Origin of the sequence: Tenacibaculum sp. AHE14PA, assembly GCF_019278465.1 — a bacterium.
Classification (GTDB): Bacteria; Bacteroidota; Bacteroidia; order Flavobacteriales; family Flavobacteriaceae; genus Polaribacter; species Polaribacter bernardetii.
The window spans coordinates 689,978-708,214 of record NZ_CP058983.1 but is presented as its reverse complement, the minus strand read 5'-3'; the positions used below and the strand labels follow the sequence as shown (position 1 = coordinate 708,214).

The window sequence follows — 18,237 nt, the reverse complement described above, 5'->3', positions numbered from 1 at the left end:
TCGAGAATATTTAGAAAAAAAAGCATATCAATTAAAAAACATAAAATTATGAACGTACCAACAATGGCAGATATGATGGCTCAAGGAAAACAACCAGAAGTGTTGTTTTGGGTAGGAGCAGCTGGAAGTTATGATGATAGAGCAAAGAAAATAACCAAATCGTTTGTAAAAATATTAAATACAGCAGGAGTAGATTTTGCTGTTTTAGGGACAGAAGAAAGTTCAACTGGTGATGCTGCTAAGCGTGCAGGAAACGAGTTTTTGTTTCAAATGCAAGCAATGACAAATATCGAGGTTTTAAATGCTTACGAAGTAAAAACAATAGTTACCTGTGACCCACATTCATTTAATACATTAAAAAATGAATACCCTGGTTTGGGAGGTAAATATGAGGTATATCACCACACGCAGTTTATTAGTAAATTAATAAGCGACGGTCGTTTAGCTATAGATGACGCTAATTTAAAGGGAAAACGAGTAACCTATCACGATCCTTGTTATTTAGGTCGCGCAAACGATGTATATGAAAGTCCGCGTGCTTTAATTCGTAGTTTGGGTGTTAAAATGACAGAGATGAAGCGTAGTAAGTCTACTGCTTTATGCTGTGGTGCTGGTGGCGCACAGATGTTTAAAGATGCCGAAAGAGGAGACAAAGAGATAAATGTTTTAAGAACAGAAGATGCTTTAGAAACCAATCCGCAAATCATCGCAACCGGTTGTCCTTATTGTAACACAATGATGACTGATGGTGTAAAGTTTAAGTTAAAAGAAGGTCAAGTAGTTGTAAAAGATATTGCCGAACTAATTGCAGAAGCAAATAATTTATAAAATAAAAATATAGTGAATAATTCTCGACTGCGCTCGAACAGACACCAAAATAGGTCTTTTCGAGCGCAGTCGAGAGGTTTTAATCAAAATTTAAAATGATAAAAAACTATATAAAAGCAGCACGTTTACGAACCTTACCATTATCTATTTCAGGAATTGTTGTGGGAGCTTTTTTAGCAAAATTTTCAGTTCCTCTTATAGGCGGGGTTGAATTTGACGGACTTTTAGATGTTAATTTTTTGAATGAAAAAAACTATTTAATTTTTATTCTTGCGATACTCACAACGATTGGTTTTCAGGTTTTATCTAACTTTGCGAATGATTACGGAGATGGTGTAAAAGGAACTGATGATAATAGAGAAGGGGAAGCTCGTATGGTTTCATCGGGGGCAATTACGTCAAAACAAATGAAAATGGCAATGATCGTTACCGGAGCAATAACTTTGGTAATCGCACTTTTACTTATTTATGTTTCTTTCGGAAAAGACAATTTTTTATATTCATTGATTTTCTTTTTATTAGGAGCCACATCTATCGTTGCAGCAATTAAATACACCGTAGGCAAATCAGCCTATGGTTATAGCGGTTTTGGTGATGTTTTTGTCTTTGTTTTCTTCGGATTATTAGCAGTTGTAGGAACTTATTTTTTATACACAAAACAGTTGAATTTTGTTGTTTTTTTACCCGCAATAACTGTCGGTTTACTAAGTACAGCAGTTTTAAACTTAAATAATATGCGAGATCGTGTAAACGACGCAAAGGTTAACAAAAACACATTAGTAGTTAAAATAGGTGCAAAATCGGCTAAAAATTACCATTATAGTTTACTTATTTTATCGTTTATAACTGCAATATTATATGTGGTAATAAACTATCAATCGCCATGGCAGTTTTTATTTTTAATAGCCTATATACCAATAGTAAAACACATAATATTTGTGTATAAAAATAAAGAAGAAGTATTGTTAGATGGCGAATTAAAAAAAGTAGCATTAAGTACGTTCTTGTTTGCAATACTATTCGGATTGGGTAATATTTTGTAAACAGAAAACAACAATTTTAAAAGAACAATTATGAAAACAATAAAGATAATTTTAGGAATCGTTTCTGCTTTAGTAATCATGTTTTTACTAACAGGAGTAGTTATTACCGAGGTTACTTATACCGCCGAAATAGAAATAGATAAGCCACTAAACGAAGTTTTCGAAAACGTAGCCAATGTCGATTTAATGAAAAATTGGTTACCAGATATTAAGTCCATCGAAGTAATTGAAAAAAAACCAGGAATGGTAGGAAGCATTTATACTATTACTGCGATAAATAACGGACAAGAAATAAAAATGATTCAGAAAATAACGGCCTATATTCCGAATCAAAAAATCACTTATCAGTTCGATTCAGCTCAAATGATAAAAACAGATGATTTTAATTTTATCGACAACGGAAATAAAACAAAACTAGTCCAAAATTGCAGTGTAAATAGCAAATCATATATGACCGCTTGTTTGTTTCCTTACTTTAAAGGAACCTTTAAAGAGTTAAGTTTAGGTTATATGAATCAATTAAAAACAATGCTAGAAAAATAATTTTTTGGGCGTTCGAGCGGGCTTTACATTACAATCTTTTGCTCGTGCCTCACAAAAGGATTTTCATTGCAATCCCTAACGCAAACCAATAATCGGTTAAAATGATAACAGCAACATATCATAAACACATTCTTAATTTTAAACAAGCTAGCGGAACATCTCGCGGTGTTTTAAAAACCAAAGAAACTTGGTTTATCAAGTTGTCAAAAGATAACAAACAAGGTTTTGGAGAATGCGGATTGTTTAGAGGATTAAGTGTTGATGATACACCAAATTACGAAGAGAAACTAAAATGGGTTTGCCAAAATATTAATGTAAGTTTAGCAGTTTTATTAGCAGAAACGATTCATTATCCGAGTATTCAATTCGGATTAGAACAAGCGTTTTTATCGTTAGAAGCTAAAAATCCGTTTGAATTATTTCCATCAGATTTTACAGAAGGAAAACAGAATATATCCATCAACGGATTAATTTGGATGGGCGATAAATCTTTTATGCAACAGCAAATAAAAGATAAATTACAACAAGGCTTTTCAACAATTAAAATGAAAATTGGTGCAATTGATTTTGATACAGAAATCAACTTGTTAAAATCGATACGAAAAGAATTCTCATCAAAAGAAATCACTTTACGCGTTGATGCAAACGGAGGATTTACACCAGAGAATGCTTTAGGAAAATTAAATCAACTAGCTGAATTAGAAATTCATTCCATCGAACAGCCTATAAAACAAGGTCAGTGGCAAGAAATGGCTAGTTTGTGTGAAAAAACACCATTACCAATTGCGTTAGACGAAGAGTTGATAGGTGTTTTTACATCCGAAGAAAAAGAAAAATGCATCCAAACCATACAACCACAGTATATTATTTTAAAACCGAGTTTAGTAGGCGGATTTAAAGGTAGTGAAGAATGGATTTCTATAGCCAAAAAATACAATGCCGATAATTGGATCACGTCAGCATTAGAAAGTAATATTGGGTTAAACGCCATTGCACAATGGACATATGTTTTAAACACTAAATTGCCACAAGGTTTAGGGACTGGTAGTTTGTTTACCAATAATTTCGAGAGTCCGTTAGAAGTTTTAAACGGGAGTTTAGCATACGATCCATTAAAGAAATGGCAATTTAATTTAGACTAACGTCATTCTGAACTTGTTTCAGAATCTCATAAATATTTATAACATATGAATTTCATACAGCAAGCATATAAAGGGCGAAATGATTGGATTTATTATTTAGCGGGTATTTTGTTTGTTATATTCGGTTGGCAATTTATAGGCATTATTCCTTTGTCAGTTGTTGCGGCATTGCATTCGGATGATTTTGCTGAATTTTCTCGTGCTGCAAATGATAGCTTTATGAGCTTAGGAATCAATAAAAACTTGTTTTTGTTTTTAATGATATTCATGTTTGCTATCGGTTTACTTTTTTTATTCTTAACGATAAAGTATATTCATAAAAGAGCTGTAAAAACACTAATAACAAGCAGAGAAACTATTGATTGGAATCGATTTTGGTTCGGATTTATAACTTGGGGAATTGTAGCTTTAAGTATTACATTATTAGGTGTTTTTTTAGAGCCAGAACATTACACATGGAATTTTAAGCCGCTTCCGTTTTTTACTTTAGTAGCTATTTCTTTTTTGTTTTTGCCATTGCAAACAAGTTTCGAGGAATTGTTATTTAGAGGTTATTTTATGCAAGGAATAGGAACTGCTTCGTTAAATAAAAAATTTCCATTGATTGTGCTTTATGTTTTATGTTCGGTTCTTTTACTTACTTACCTTAATATTACTTATGAAATAGAGCTTCTATTTAATTTATGTATATTTTCAGGATTAACCATTCTTTTAAGTATTCTTTTATCTTTAAGAATTCTTGATAAATTATATGATTCTAAATTATATAAAAATATATTTTTCATTTTAGGACGCTATTCAACACCTTTAATTATAACTTCAGTAGCTTTTGGTTTGTTACATGGTGCAAATCCTGAAGTTGAAAAATTAGGGTATATTTCAATGGTATTTTATATTGGAACAGGTTTCTTTTTCGGAATTACAACTTTAATGGACGAGGGAACTGAATTAGCTTTGGGATTACATGCTGTAAATAATATTATAGCCGCTTTTTTAGTAACTACCGATTGGATGGTTTTTCAAACAGATGCTTTATTTATTGATACTTCTGAGCCTTCAGTTGGTTCTGAAATGTTTTTATCTGTTTTTGTGTTGTATCCGTTGCTGTTGTTTTTGTTTTCTAAAAAATACGGTTGGACAAACTGGAAAGATAAGTTGGTGGGAAAAATTGAAAAACCATTAGAAATAGAATCTTTATAGTTTACGTATTGTCTTTTCTTTATGATAAATGCAATTCGTTCAACCTGAACTTGTTTCAGGTTTTCATAATAAGGAGCTGTTTTTAATTGATGAGATTCCGAAATAAATTCGGAACGACGTAAAAAGTGTAATTATAACCGGAAAATAAATCCTAACGGCATTACGAGGCAGAATAACGAAGTAATCCCTAACTTGATATTAGTTTATTTTAGTAAAAATAGATACATGAAAAATCAGTTTCATAAAAATTTTAAATTAAACGGAGCATCATTTTCATCCGAAGAAGAACTGATTGCTTTTTCTGAAAATATTTCAAGTTCGGTTACTTCTTTTTTAACGGACTGGTTTAATGAAAAGGATTTTGTAATTGTACAAACATCGGGTTCTACAGGAAAACCAAAACTAATACAGTTACAAAAAGAGTTTATGAGAAACTCAGCTTTTGCTACAGGAGAATTTTTTGGTTTAAAAGAAAATACAACAGCGTTGTTGTGTTTGTCTACCGATTATATTGCGGGTAAAATGATGTTGGTACGCGCTTTAACTTTAGGTTGGCAGTTAGATGTTGTTGCTCCAGGTTCTAGCCCGTTAAAAGGCTTAAAAAAGCAGTATGATTTCTCTGCAATGGTTCCGTTACAGCTAAGAAATTCGTTGAATGAATTGCATAAAATAGATCAATTAATTGTTGGCGGTGGCGTAGTATCAAATGATTTAATTTCAGAGATTCAAAACATTGCTACAAAAGTATTTGCTACATACGGAATGACAGAAACGATTACGCATATTGCTGTTAAGAATCTAAATAGTTTGTTACTTCGAGCGGAGTCGAGAAGTCTTTATAAAACACTTCCAAATGTTTTAATAAGTCAGGATGATAGAAACTGCCTAATAATCGAAGCTCCAAAAGTAACATCAGAAATAATTACGACAAATGATGTTGTAAAACTTGTTTCTAAAACCGAGTTTAAATGGTTAGGACGTTACGATAATGTTATAAATTCTGGCGGAATAAAACTACATCCGGAGAAAATAGAAGAGAAGTTATCAGAAATTATCGAGCAACGTTTCTTTGTATCAGGAATTAAAGATGAAGTTTTAGGAGAAAAGTTAATATTAATTATTGAAGATATTACTTCAAGCGAAGTAGAGAGTTTTTTGTTATCAGAAATTAAAAAAGAGACATTACTTTCTAAATTCGAAATCCCTAAAGAAATTTATTTTCTACCTCAGTTTATAGAAACGGAAACAAAAAAAATCCAACGAAAAAAAACGCTGGATTTAGTTGAGTTTTAAACTTCCTTATTATTATTACATAACCATACTGTGATATACATTTTGTACATCATCATCATCTTCTAATTTTTCTAAAAGCTTTTCAACGTCAGCCTGCTGTTCTTCTGAAAGCTTAGTAGTAGTAGTTGGAATTCTTTCAAACCCTGAAGAGATAATTTCTATATTATTTTCTTCAAAATAAGATTGAATAGCGCCAAATTGTTCAAACGGAGCATAGATAATAATACCTTCATCGTCGTTAAAAACCTCTTCAACTTCAAAATCGATTAATTCTAGTTCTAACTCTTCTAAATCGACTTTAATATCTTCTTTTTTGACAGTAAAATTACAAACACGATCAAACATAAAAACTACGGATCCTGATGTACCTAAGTTACCATCACATTTATTAAAAATAGCACGTACATTTGCTACAGTTCTGTTATTATTATCGGTTGCAGTTTCTACAACAATCGCAATACCGTGTGGAGCATAACCTTCAAATAAAGCTTCTTTGTAATCGCTTGTATCTTTATCGGCAGCTTTTTTAATAGCGCGTTCTACATTGTCTTTAGGCATGTTTGCTGCCTTTGCGTTTTGCATTACAGCTCTTAAACGCGAATTTGTATCAGGATTCGGACCTCCGTCTTTAATTGCCATTACAATATCTTTACCAATTCTGGTAAATGTTTTAGCCATTGCAGACCAACGCTTCATTTTACGTCCTTTTCTAAGTTCGAATGCTCTTCCCATTTTTTAAGTTTTGTTTATGCAACGGCAAATGTAACTATTGCATTATTTAATTACAATTAAAATCTTTTTTTGATAATCAGATTATTTTCTTTTTCGTCGTAAGCTCGCCATGTACCCGATTTCTTTCCGTTTTTGTAGCTTCCTTTTATTTTTATATTTCCATTAGGGTAATACATTTTATATCTTCCGTCAAGTAAACCATCATCTAGTTGTACTTCAAACTTTAGTTTTCCGTCACTATAATATTCCTTGTATTCATTTGCGCTTAAATCAGAAGGATTAATTTCTTTGATGTTAAAAATAGCATCAGCAGATTTTACAGAAAGACTATCTTTTTTGGGACTTAGTTTTAAAGTGAGTTCTTTTTTTAATTTTTGATTAATAGATACCTGTTCTTTAACATATCCTGGTTCATTAAAAGTAGTTGTGATATTACTTTTAAAAATATTTCCTTCAGAAGTTAATTGAATACCAAGTTGATTGAAACAGATAAAATAATCTTTGTTTTCCTTTATTTGAAGCTGTGTTTTTTTATCAACAAAACTCATTAAATCATTATAAATATAAGGCGTATTTATATAGGTGAAAATGGTAGATTTATCATCAAATAAATAATTGAACTCTTTAAATTCTTTTGAAGGCGCTAAAGTGTAATTGGTAATGTTGTTATTTATAATTTCTTTTAAAGTATTCGGATTCGCACTAAAAACAACATAATCATTAATGATAGTAAAGTATGGTTTTTCCATTTTTTTAAACATATTACCAGCAACTATTTTAAAGAAGCCTTTAAGGTCTAAAAAATTAATAGTGTGCTTTTTGTAGGTAATTTGTTTAAACTGTAAAGGTGTTTTTTCTTTGATTTTTGATAAAATGAAATTCAAATTTTCAGAAGCGTCATCAATATCGGTAGTTTTAAAAATCGCCGCAACATCTTTTTTGTTTCTAGAAAGCGAAGAATTAAAGTGTATCAATGCAATTTCATCACCAATCCAACTGTACACATTTTCTTTTATATTGATGTCGAGTGTGTTTTCGATTTCTTTAATTTGCTGATTGTATGCTTCAAATTCTAGAGGCTTCTCTTTTTTTAATTCTTCGAAGTTTTCTTGAAAGGTATTAAAGCTATCAAAAGCAAAACTTACGTATAACGCAGTATTTTTTGGAGCGACATTGGCAATAGTTCTTTTACCTTTTCCTGATTTTTGAATGGCAGTTAAGTAACTTTCTGAGTTTTCTTGCACATTGGTAAATCCTTCTGCCTGAATAATAGTTCCTTCAATTAAAGAAACATCAAAACCAGAATAATAAAGTGAGTTTTGAATATTTTCAACGACTTCTTTGTTGGCTTTATTTGTAAAACAAGAAAGATATTTATGTAAGTATTTGTACTGAAAAAACACTTTAAAAAATCCGTCTTCAGGAGTTTCTTTAGTAATCTCCACAAAATTAACATCTCTACCAATTACGGGTTTTTGATATTGATTTATTGAGTTTTCTACTAAAATATGTGTGTACGAAGCTATTAACTGATTTTTAATAAAAGCGATATGTAATGTTTCTCTTTTGCTCTTGTCGTATAGCTCTGTTATTTCATGGTTTTGAAATATTCTTTTTGTAATTTTAAAACCATCGCCTGTTAGTTGTGATATACTGCTTTTAAAAAAATCGAGTTTCGAAAGTTTCTCTAGGTCAACAATATATAAAAAGTCGTAATTTTTAGGTTTGTAAACATGTGCAGATATTAATACATCTCGCTCGCCAATAAAATTAAGAATGCTTTTTTGCTCTTTTACAATATTATCGAGTGTATTGGCACTTTTACTAATGTCTTTAAAATAGGCGTTCTTTTTAAGATGTTGCCATATTTCACTAGCATTAATTTCCTCCCAAGTATCAACAGGTCTTTCGGTATCTAAAATAAAAACAGCATCATTAGGTACAAGGTAAATAGGTTTTATATTATCTTCTTCAGCAATTGTAAAAACATAAGTTTGATACGCTAAAAACCCTAAAAAGGCTAGTAGCACAGTCCATAAAATCTTTTTTCTCATAACTAATGATGTGTGAAATTATACTTGAATAACGCCTAAATTAAATTTCTTTTCGATAGGAGCATGATCCGCAGCTTCAATACCCATAGAAATCCAAGTTCTGGTATCTAACGGATTTATAACTCCGTCTGTCCAAATTCTTGCAGCTGCATAATACGGTGAAATTTGCTTATCGTAACGAGATTTTATTTTGTCGAATAATTCAGCTTCTTTTTCAGGAGTAATTTCTTCTCCTTTTTTCTTTAAAGAGGCAGTTTCTATTTGTAATAAAACCTTTGCAGCAGAGTTTCCACTCATTACCGCTAATTCGGCACTTGGCCAAGCAGCAATTAACCTTGGGTCGTAAGCTTTACCACACATAGCGTAGTTTCCTGCTCCGTAAGAATTACCAATAACGATGGTGAATTTAGGAACAACTGAATTACTTACAGCATTTACCATTTTAGCACCGTCTTTTATAATTCCGCCATGTTCAGATTTAGAACCTACCATAAAACCGGTAACATCTTGTAAGAAAACTAACGGTATTTTTTTCTGATTACAGTTAGCGATAAAACGAGTCGCTTTGTCGGCAGAATCGTTATAGATCACTCCACCAAACTGCATTTCGCCTTTTTTAGTTTTTACTAGTTTTCGTTGATTGGCAACAATACCAACGGCCCAACCATCAATACGACCGTAACCTGTAATAATTGTTTTTCCGTAACCTTCTTTATATTGCTCAAATTCAGAATTATCAACCAAACGATTGATAATTTCTAACATGTCGTATTGTGCATTTCTTTCTTTCGGAAGAATCCCAAAAATATCTTGTTCGTTTTCTTTTGGAGGAAAAGCTTCTTTACGGCTGTAGCCAGCTTTGTCGTAATCTCCGATTTTATCAACAACAAATTTTATTTTATCTAAAGCATCTTTGTCGTCTTTTGCTTTATAATCGGTAACACCAGAAATTTCGCAATGTGTTGTTGCGCCACCTAATGTTTCATTATCAATACTTTCGCCAATTGCAGCTTTTACTAAATAACTTCCTGCTAAGAAAATACTTCCTGTTTTGTCTACAATCATCGCTTCATCGCTCATAATTGGCAAATAAGCACCACCAGCAACACAGCTACCCATTATAGCAGAGATTTGGGTAATTCCCATACTGCTCATAATTGCATTGTTTCTGAAAATTCTTCCGAAGTGTTCTTTGTCTGGAAAAATTTCATCTTGTAATGGTAAATAAACACCAGCAGAATCTACTAAGTATATAATTGGTAATTTATTTTCTATTGATATTTCTTGTGCTCTTAAATTCTTTTTTCCTGTAATAGGAAACCAAGCGCCAGCTTTTACAGTGGCATCATTTGCAACAACAATACATTGTTTACCGCTAACATAACCTATTTTTACAACCACACCACCAGATGGGCATCCGCTGTGTTCTTTGTACATTTCTTCGCCAGCAAAAGCACCGATTTCTATCGATTTAGTATTGTCATCTAAAAGATATTCAATACGCTCTCTTGCGGTTAATTTCCCTTTTTCGTGATGCTTATCAATACGTTTTTGTCCGCCACCTAATTTTACTTTGGCAAAGCGTGTGCGTAAGTCTGATGCTAAAAGTTTATTGTGGTCTTCGTTTTTGTTGAAGTTAAGATCCATTTGTAAGTTATTTGTTTGCGATTGCTAAAGTAAGAAAAACAGTTTATACTACAAGTCGTTTAAGTGTAGGATTGAATGATGTTTTCTATGGTTTTTGCAATTTCGTTGTTTCTAGATTGTTTGTTTAAAATGCGTGGTTCGGCTACACGTTCTTTACAGTTTTTAATAGCGCAAGTTTCACAAGTAACACCTACCGTTTTTTTTGTAAAGGTGTCTTCTTTAAAAAACTGAATTTTTTTCTTTAAATGAGGTGAAAGTAACATCCCTATGTTTACACTTCGGTTGTTGTTATCTTTAAAAGGATCGGCAGTTGCTGCAGATAATACTAAGTATTCGTTTTTAGTGTTTTCGTAAGAGGAAATTTGTATTCCGTAAGAAGAGTTTTTATCTGTCGATTTTTCTAATTCTTTTATTGTTTCTATAGAAAGCCATCTTCTGCAATAATGTTCGTTGTTTCTATTGGCATGTGGTGCTTGTTGCTGTGTAATATGTAGTTCTTTAGATAGTTTAAAAAACTCTGAGTTTTCTTTATGTGTAAACCGTAAAAAGAATAAATTTTTTATATTAAAATGCTTCGGTAAAATATTAGTTAATCGCTGATAAAACGTTTCGTCAGAGCAATTATAATTTTTAGTTATTTTATGTAACTGTAACGGTTGCCATTCTTTTAATGAGAAAAAATGAGTTAAGTTTTTAATAAGATTTTCTTTCGGAATTATTAAAGCACCAGCAAAATAAGAAGCTATAAAATTATTTAAAACCTGATCGAAACTCTCGAATTTTATCCAAGGAAAAGTATAAAGTCTATTCTCTATATTTAAATAGTTGTACGCTACTTCTTTGGCGTATATGAATGTTTTTTGAGCTTCGTTTACAGTGTCGTAAATGAGTAATGTTTTGTTTTTGGGGATGTAAATAGTTCTTAATTCTGATAATTTTTGATGCTTAGAGAGTTCTTTATTGTTAATGGTGTAACCATATTCGCTAATTAAAATATCTTCTAAATCTTTAGAGTTGATGGGTTTGTTTAGGTTTATGTGGTATGCTTTGGCAAAAGCGATCACACTGTTCTCGATATCTTCAAAATAATTATTATGTGCCTCTTGGTATGAGCGTAGTGACGCTAAGAAAAAATTTTCTCGAGTCAAATTATAGTTCTGAGATATTTTTATAATCGTACTAATAAAAGCATTTACTTTAGCTGGAGCATTTGCTACAATATCTATTAAGTTGCTTTCTTTAATCCCGAATAAATCTAACGGAATTTCTTTTAAAATTTTAGATTGTAAAATCTCACCAATAGGAGCCAGATTTTTATCAAGTTTTAAAGAAACTAAATGATCATAAGCAACTTCTAACTTTTCTGAAAGAATAACAATTTTATCTGTTTTAGGATATTTCTTCCCCTTTTCAATCTCGTTTAAATAAGATTTTGATAAACCGGTAAGTTTAGCTAGCCCGAAAAGGGATAGTTTTTTGTCTGTACGTATTTGTTTTAGTTTTAATCCAAAAACAAGTCTAATATATTCTTCTTCCAAAATTTAAAATTAAAAGATTCGCAATTCAAAGGTATTAAAATTAGCGAATTAATAAAAACTAGAATATTTTATGTATTTAGCGAACGTTCGCTATTTATTTTCATTTATTTTTTATATCATTGAACTATCAATAAAAAAATAAGTGGTTATGAGTCAGGATGTTTTAGTAAAAGGAATTCAATATGTAGGTTTTAATGAGGCTAATTATAAAAGTGTTTTAACAGATGAGGCAAAACTGTTTTTAACTAATCTTCATGAAGAATTCAACAAAAAACGATTACAATTATTAGAGGAAAGAGAAATTGATCAGGCTTATTTTAATATGGGTAATTATCCTTCTTTTCCTTCAGAAACAAAAGCTATTAGAGAAGGTGATTGGGTGTGTGCAGAATTGCCTCACGATTTATTGGATAGAAGAGTTGAGATTACTGGGCCGGTAGATCGTAAAATGGTTATTAATGCTTTAAACTGTGGTGCTAAAACTTTTATGGCAGATTTTGAAGATAGTAATTCTCCTAATATCTTAAATAATTTAGAAGGTCAGATTAACTTAAGAGATGCAAACAATAAAGTAATCTCGTTTTATAATGAGAAAAAAAATAAAACATATTCATTAAATAATCAAACCGCAACGTTATTGGTAAGGCCAAGAGGCTTGCATTTAAATGAAAAACATTTTGTTATAGATGGACAAGAAATGTCTGGCTCTTTAGTTGATTTCGGATTGTATTTTTTTCATAATATTAAAACCTTGCAGGAGCAAAACTCAGCAACTTATTTTTATTTACCAAAATTAGAACATTATAAAGAAGCTCGTTGGTGGAACGATGTTTTTGTGTTCGCGCAAGACTATTTAAACATTCCGCAGAAAACAATAAAAGCAACGGTGTTGATTGAAACAATTACGGCTAGTTTTCAGTTAGATGAAATTATATATGAGTTAAAAGATCACATGGCTGGTTTAAACTGTGGTCGTTGGGATTATATTTTCTCATATATTAAAAAGTTTAGAAATCACAAAGGTTTTATGGTTCCTAATAGAGATCAGGTAACAATGAAAACTCCGTTTATGGAAGCGTATTCATTACGTGTAATTCAAACATGTCATAAACGAAAAGTACATGCAATGGGAGGTATGGCTGCTCAAATTCCGATTAAAAATGATGAAAAAGCTAATGACGCTGCCTTTGCGAAAGTATTTGTAGATAAGGAGCAAGAGGTGAGGAATGGGCACGATGGTACGTGGGTTGCACATCCAGGCTTGGTAAAAGTAGCAATGGATGTTTTTAATGAAAATATGACTACGAAAAACCAAATTCATGTTTCTAGAGATGATGTAAAAATTTCTGAAGCTGACTTAGTTGAAATGCCAAAAGGAACTATTACTGAAGAGGGAATTAGAAAAAATATAAATGTTGGGGTCTTATATATCGAAAGTTGGTTGCGCGGAAACGGAGCGGCAGCTTTGTATAATTTAATGGAAGATGCTGCTACTGCAGAAATTTCAAGAACTCAGGTTTGGTTGTGGTTACATCGTAATGTAAAGATTGAAGATGGTAGGAATTTTAATCTTTCGATGTATCAATCATTAAAGAAAGAAGAGTTAGAAAAAATTAAAGATTTAGTAGGCGAAAGTAATTTTATAAATGGAAAATTTACACTAGCAATTGAGCTGTTTGATGAATTAGTTGTATCAAAAGAATACAAAGAGTTTTTAACGCTTTCGGCATACAAACACATATAAAAAAAAGTGTCTCGCAACTACGGCAATAGTTTGCGAGACGGAATTATCAAAATCTAGAAAACTTCAATAATTAAAAAACAAACTTATGAAAAATTTAGCGCAAGGAAGTTATAATTCGGCATTAGAAACCGTAAAACTTCTTAAGAAAAAATACGGTAGTACTTGGGATGCTATTACTTCTGAAAATGCAGCTAGAATGATTACACAAAATCGTTTTAAAACAGGTTTAGAAATTGCTAAATATACAGCAGGTATCATGAGAAAAGATATGGCTGAATATGATGCAGATTCATCAAAATATACCCAATCTTTAGGTTGTTGGCACGGATTTGTGGCGCAGCAAAAAATGATAGCAGTAAAAAAACACCATCAAACAACTAGTAAAAGATATTTGTATTTATCGGGTTGGATGGTAGCAGCGTTACGATCTGAATTTGGACCACTTCCTGATCAATCAATGCACGAAAAAACAGCTGTTTCTTCATTAATTAGTGAGATTTATGATTTTTTACGTCAAGCAGATGCAATTGAGTTAAATGATTTATTTAGAAGGTTAGAAAATGGTGAAGATGTACAAGATCAAATAGACAATTTTGAAACTCATATTGTGCCAATTATCGCAGATATTGATGCAGGTTTTGGTAACGAAGAAGCAACGTATCTTTTGGCTAAAAAAATGATTGAAGCTGGTGCTTGTGCTATTCAAATTGAAAATCAAGTTTCTGATGCAAAACAATGTGGACATCAAGACGGAAAAGTAACGGTTCCTCACGAAGATTTTGTAGCAAAGTTAAATGCAATTAGATATGCCTTTTTAGAATTAGGCGTAGAAGACGGAATTATAGTGGCGCGCACCGATTCTGAAGGTGCAGGTTTAACTCAGAAATTACCAGTAAGTCAAGAACCTGGAGATTTAGCATCGCAATATTTAGCTTTTGTAGAAGCAGAAGAAATTGCAATTGATGAAGCTAAAGAGGATGATGTTTTATTGAAGAGAGATGGGAAATTAGTGCGTCCGGTAAGATTGGCTAACGGATTATATAAATTTAAGGAAGGTTCTAATATTGATAGAGTTGTGTTAGATTGTATTACGAGTTTACAGAATGGTGCCGATTTATTATGGATTGAAACGCCAACTCCACATGTAGGGCAAATTGCAAATATGGTAAATAGAGTAAGAGCAGTTATACCTAACGCAAAATTGGTGTATAACAACTCGCCGTCATTTAACTGGACGTTAAATTTCCGTAATCAAGTATACGATACAATGTTTATTGAGGGAAAAGATATGTCTTTTTATGATAAAAATAATTTAATGGATGTTATATATGATGGTTCTGAATTATGTAGAATAGCGGATGAGAAAATTAGAACTTTTCAAGTAGATAGTGCGCGTGAAGCAGGTATTTTTCATCATTTAATAACGTTACCAACATATCATACAACAGCGCTTCATATGAATGATTTAACGGAAGGTTATTTTGGAGAGGAGGGAATGTTAGCATATGTAAAAGGAGTACAAAGAAAAGAAATAAGAAAAGGAGTTTCATGTGTGAAGCATCAAAGAATGGCAGGGTCTAACTTAGGTGACGATCATAAAACCTTTTTCGCAGGTGATAATGCTTTAAAAGCAGGAGGTGAGAAAAATACATCCAATCAGTTTGAAGTAAATCAAGTAGAAAAAAGAAAAATTAAAATAGCCGTTTAATCAACTAAAAGTGTATAATTAGTTAATTGTATATTTTATTTTGAAGTGAAAACTCCAGCGAAAGCTGGAGTTTTTTAATTATTTAGAGGTAGTTCCATTTTAATATTACAACGTTCGTATGGGCAGTTTTCTTCAACAGGAATTTCTATAAACCCATATTTTTTATAGATGTAAATAGCGTTTTCTAAGGCGGTGTTAGAATATAAAATTAAGTTGATTAACTGTAAATCAGTTTTAGCAAAATTTATACAATGCTGCATTAATTTTTGTCCGATTTTAAAACCTCTGTGTTTTGGTGAAACGGCCATTTTCGTTAACTCGAAATTAGTTCCTTTAGGCATTAAGGCAACTGTACCAACAATTTCATCATTTAATTTTGCAAAAAATATATGTCCGCCTTTATTAATGATGTATTTAGTAGGGTTGCTTAAAACCTCTTCATCAAAAGGTTCAACATAAAAAAAGGTTTTCAGCCATTCTATATTCAGGTCATAAAAATGAGCAGAATATTGAGTTTTAAAATTTTCTATTTCTATTGTATTCATTTTACAAAAGTATAAAATACTATTGTTTTAAAATGTTGAAATTTACCTTGAAATTAATATCCATGGAAAATAAAATATAATTTACTATCTTTGTATAAGGTTTTAAATGGATAAAAATGAAAAAAAATAAAATTATATATTATGTAGCAACAGGTTTATTATCATTATTAATGTTGTTTTCTGCAGGAATGTATTTGTTTAATCATGAAGCAGTAATGCAGATGTTTACAAACTTCGGATACCCAACATATATTATTTATCCGTATGCAGCTGCAAAAATATTAGGCCTAGTTGCTATTTGGTTTGTAGCAAATAAAACAATTAAAGAATGGGCGTACGCAGGTTTTTTCTTTGCATTTATACTTGCTTTTTTTGCACATGTTATGATTGGTGATGGTGAGCAAACAGCAGCATTGGTTGCAATGATTTTATTAATTATTTCGTACGTATACAGTAAAAAAATATAAAGATAAATGGCAAGTAAAGTATCATCAGAAACCATATTAACAACTAATAATTATTTTGCAGAGGCAACTATGCGAAATTATAAGGCGGTAATTGATGTGCCAACTAATAAAGGAGGTAATGATAAAGGACCAACGCCTGTAGAGTATTTATTAACAGCAATTGGAAGCTGTGTGTCAATTACATTACGAATGTATGCAGAGCGTAAAAAATGGGATGTTGGTAAAATAACTGTTAATGTAACTCAGAAAGAAGAGTTAACATCCGAAGGAATAAAAAAAACACTAACAGAAGAAATATCTTTTGAAAAAGAAGTTACAGAGTCGCAAAGAATTAAGTTGTTAGAAATGGCAACGAAATGCCCTGTTGCTAAAATGGTAAAAGGAGCAACTCCTATAACATCAAAAATAATATAAGAATGAAAAAAATAATAGCATTTGCAGGAAGCAATAGTAAGAAATCAATTAATAAAGAATTAGCAATTTATGCTGCTAGTTTAGTTGATGGGGCAGAAATAAATGTCTTAGATTTAAATAATTTTAGTTTACCTGTGTATGGAATCGATGAAGAGAATGTAAATGGAATACCGAAGAATGCTCAGAAGTTTTTTGATTTAATTCAAGATGCAGACGGAATTATCTTATCGTTAGCAGAACATAATGGGAATTTTACCGTGGCATTTAAAAATATGTATGATTGGATGTCTCGTATTAATTCGAAATTATGGAATAACATTCCGATGTTATTAATGGCAGCATCTCCAGGAGCAAGAGGTGGAGCATCTGCTTTATTAATAGCTAAAAACGGATTTCCACATTTGGGTGGAAACATAGTTGCAGATTTCTCTTTACCTAGTTTCTTTGATAATTTTAAAGAGAATACTATTGTTGATGAAGCTTTAAAACATCAATTAGAAAAAGCTGTTTTAATATTTAAAAAATCATTGTTATAAATTACGTGAACTGATTTTATATTCCTTGGAATTTAAAAGTGTTTTTGTGTAAATTTGTATTAATTAAAGAAATAAAAAATGAAGATTGTTATATACGGAAGAAAAGGACACGCCCACACGGTAGCTTTTAAAAACTATTTACGAATGGCAGATATTCCATTTGAATATAAGGATGTAGCAACTGATGAAAAAGCCAAACAGCATACAAAAGAATTATATGATGGCGTTTTAAAATACCCAACATTATTTATTAATGATGAGGTGTATTTAACACCAACTTCTGATGATTTTAATAAAATATTAAAGGAAGCTAGCCTAAAAGGTTAAGCTGACTTTATACTAATTACGATTAATTAAAAATGGGAGATATTTCTAAAGACATAAAATCTAAATTTCCAAGTAATAAAGTAAAAGCATTAATAAATATTAAATATACTGCAAATTGGTTAAGTAGTAACGAAAATGAATTTTTTAAACCTTACGGAATTTCACCGCAGCAATTTAATATTCTAAGAATTTTACGAGGAGCAGGAGAAGCTATAAAAGTACAGGTTATTAAAGACCGAATGATAGAGCGTGCTCCTAACGCAACTCGTTTAATGGATAAGTTATGCGAAAAAAAATTTATAGAAAGAATTCGTTGTGAACATGACAGGAGGGTAGTTTATATTAATATTTCTAAACAAGGATTAGAATTATTAACTACAATTGATAAATCATTAAATTTAGATTATTTAGGTAATTTAACCGAAAAAGAAGCTGCTCAACTAAGTGACTTATTAGATAAAATAAGATAATATATT

18 protein-coding genes are annotated in these 18,237 nt (G+C 31.3%); 13 read left to right on the top strand and 5 right to left on the bottom strand.

The genetic code is table 11. From position 1 onward, the window contains the following. The first annotated feature begins 48 nt into the window (after positions 1–48). From H0I30_RS03205 to H0I30_RS03180, 6 genes are all read left to right on the top strand, one after another. A complete protein-coding gene (locus H0I30_RS03205; protein ID WP_218772874.1) occupies positions 49–828 on the top strand; it encodes a (Fe-S)-binding protein in 780 nt (259 codons plus the stop codon). A gap of 95 nt (positions 829–923) precedes the next feature. Beyond that, positions 924–1,871 carry a 1,4-dihydroxy-2-naphthoate octaprenyltransferase gene (menA, locus tag H0I30_RS03200; protein ID WP_218772873.1) on the top strand — a complete coding sequence of 316 codons (948 nt, stop codon included), beginning with the start codon at positions 924–926 and terminating at the stop codon, positions 1,869–1,871. A gap of 30 nt (positions 1,872–1,901) precedes the next feature. Continuing rightward, entirely contained in the window at positions 1,902–2,414 is a 513-nt protein-coding gene (locus H0I30_RS03195) for an SRPBCC family protein (protein WP_218772872.1), read from the top strand. 101 nt (positions 2,415–2,515) lie between these two features. After that, positions 2,516–3,556 carry an o-succinylbenzoate synthase gene (locus tag H0I30_RS03190; RefSeq protein ID WP_218772871.1) on the top strand — a complete coding sequence of 347 codons (1,041 nt, stop codon included), beginning with the start codon at positions 2,516–2,518 and terminating at the stop codon, positions 3,554–3,556. A gap of 45 nt (positions 3,557–3,601) precedes the next feature. Further along, entirely contained in the window at positions 3,602–4,756 is a 1,155-nt protein-coding gene (locus H0I30_RS03185; protein ID WP_255554318.1) for a type II CAAX prenyl endopeptidase Rce1 family protein, read from the top strand. Between the two features lie 225 nt (positions 4,757–4,981). Then, a complete protein-coding gene (locus H0I30_RS03180) occupies positions 4,982–6,049 on the top strand; it encodes an AMP-binding protein (protein WP_218772870.1) in 1,068 nt (355 codons plus the stop codon). A gap of 15 nt (positions 6,050–6,064) precedes the next feature. Here the strand turns inward: H0I30_RS03180 and H0I30_RS03175 are convergent, their stop codons facing one another. The 4 genes from H0I30_RS03175 to H0I30_RS03160 are packed head-to-tail and all read right to left on the bottom strand — an operon-like array spanning position 6,065 to position 12,020. Beyond that, the gene (locus tag H0I30_RS03175) at positions 6,065–6,781 is read right to left on the bottom strand and encodes a YebC/PmpR family DNA-binding transcriptional regulator (RefSeq protein WP_218772869.1); all 717 of its coding nucleotides are present in this window, start codon (positions 6,779–6,781) and stop codon (positions 6,065–6,067) included. A gap of 56 nt (positions 6,782–6,837) precedes the next feature. Next, a complete protein-coding gene (locus tag H0I30_RS03170; protein ID WP_218772868.1) occupies positions 6,838–8,835 on the bottom strand; it encodes a DUF3352 domain-containing protein in 1,998 nt (665 codons plus the stop codon). A gap of 18 nt (positions 8,836–8,853) precedes the next feature. Continuing rightward, positions 8,854–10,482, bottom strand: a complete 1,629-nt coding sequence (locus H0I30_RS03165; protein WP_218772867.1) for an acyl-CoA carboxylase subunit beta — start codon at positions 10,480–10,482, stop codon at positions 8,854–8,856. A gap of 59 nt (positions 10,483–10,541) precedes the next feature. After that, on the bottom strand, positions 10,542–12,020 hold the full coding sequence (locus tag H0I30_RS03160; protein ID WP_218772866.1) for a helix-turn-helix domain-containing protein: 1,479 nt from the start codon (positions 12,018–12,020) through the stop codon (positions 10,542–10,544). Positions 12,021–12,168: 148 nt separating this feature from the next. Between H0I30_RS03160 and aceB the strand changes: the two genes are divergently transcribed. Beyond that, positions 12,169–13,764: a malate synthase A gene (gene aceB / locus H0I30_RS03155; protein ID WP_218772865.1), complete on the top strand. Its 1,596-nt coding sequence runs from the start codon at positions 12,169–12,171 to the stop codon at positions 13,762–13,764. An 85-nt stretch (positions 13,765–13,849) separates the two neighbouring features. Beyond that, positions 13,850–15,472 (top strand): isocitrate lyase, encoded by a 1,623-nt coding sequence (locus H0I30_RS03150; RefSeq protein WP_218772864.1) that lies wholly within the window; start codon positions 13,850–13,852, stop codon positions 15,470–15,472. A gap of 74 nt (positions 15,473–15,546) precedes the next feature. Here H0I30_RS03150 and H0I30_RS03145 read toward each other — a convergent pair whose 3' ends face one another. Continuing rightward, positions 15,547–16,017, bottom strand: a complete 471-nt coding sequence (locus tag H0I30_RS03145; RefSeq protein WP_218772863.1) for a GNAT family N-acetyltransferase — start codon at positions 16,015–16,017, stop codon at positions 15,547–15,549. Between the two features lie 116 nt (positions 16,018–16,133). On the opposite strand from H0I30_RS03145, the gene H0I30_RS03140 reads away from it, so the two are divergent. The 5 genes from H0I30_RS03140 (at position 16,134) to H0I30_RS03120 (ending at position 18,231) form a co-directional block, all read left to right on the top strand. Then, positions 16,134–16,484: a DoxX family protein gene (locus H0I30_RS03140; RefSeq protein WP_218772862.1), complete on the top strand. Its 351-nt coding sequence runs from the start codon at positions 16,134–16,136 to the stop codon at positions 16,482–16,484. Between the two features lie 6 nt (positions 16,485–16,490). Beyond that, entirely contained in the window at positions 16,491–16,898 is a 408-nt protein-coding gene (locus H0I30_RS03135; RefSeq protein WP_218772861.1) for an OsmC family protein, read from the top strand. Between the two features lie 2 nt (positions 16,899–16,900). Continuing rightward, positions 16,901–17,434, top strand: a complete 534-nt coding sequence (locus H0I30_RS03130) for an NADPH-dependent FMN reductase (protein ID WP_218772860.1) — start codon at positions 16,901–16,903, stop codon at positions 17,432–17,434. 78 nt (positions 17,435–17,512) lie between these two features. After that, the gene (locus H0I30_RS03125) at positions 17,513–17,761 is read left to right on the top strand and encodes a glutaredoxin domain-containing protein (protein WP_218772859.1); all 249 of its coding nucleotides are present in this window, start codon (positions 17,513–17,515) and stop codon (positions 17,759–17,761) included. A gap of 32 nt (positions 17,762–17,793) precedes the next feature. Next, positions 17,794–18,231: a MarR family winged helix-turn-helix transcriptional regulator gene (locus tag H0I30_RS03120; protein WP_218772858.1), complete on the top strand. Its 438-nt coding sequence runs from the start codon at positions 17,794–17,796 to the stop codon at positions 18,229–18,231. Positions 18,232–18,237 lie beyond the last annotated feature (6 nt).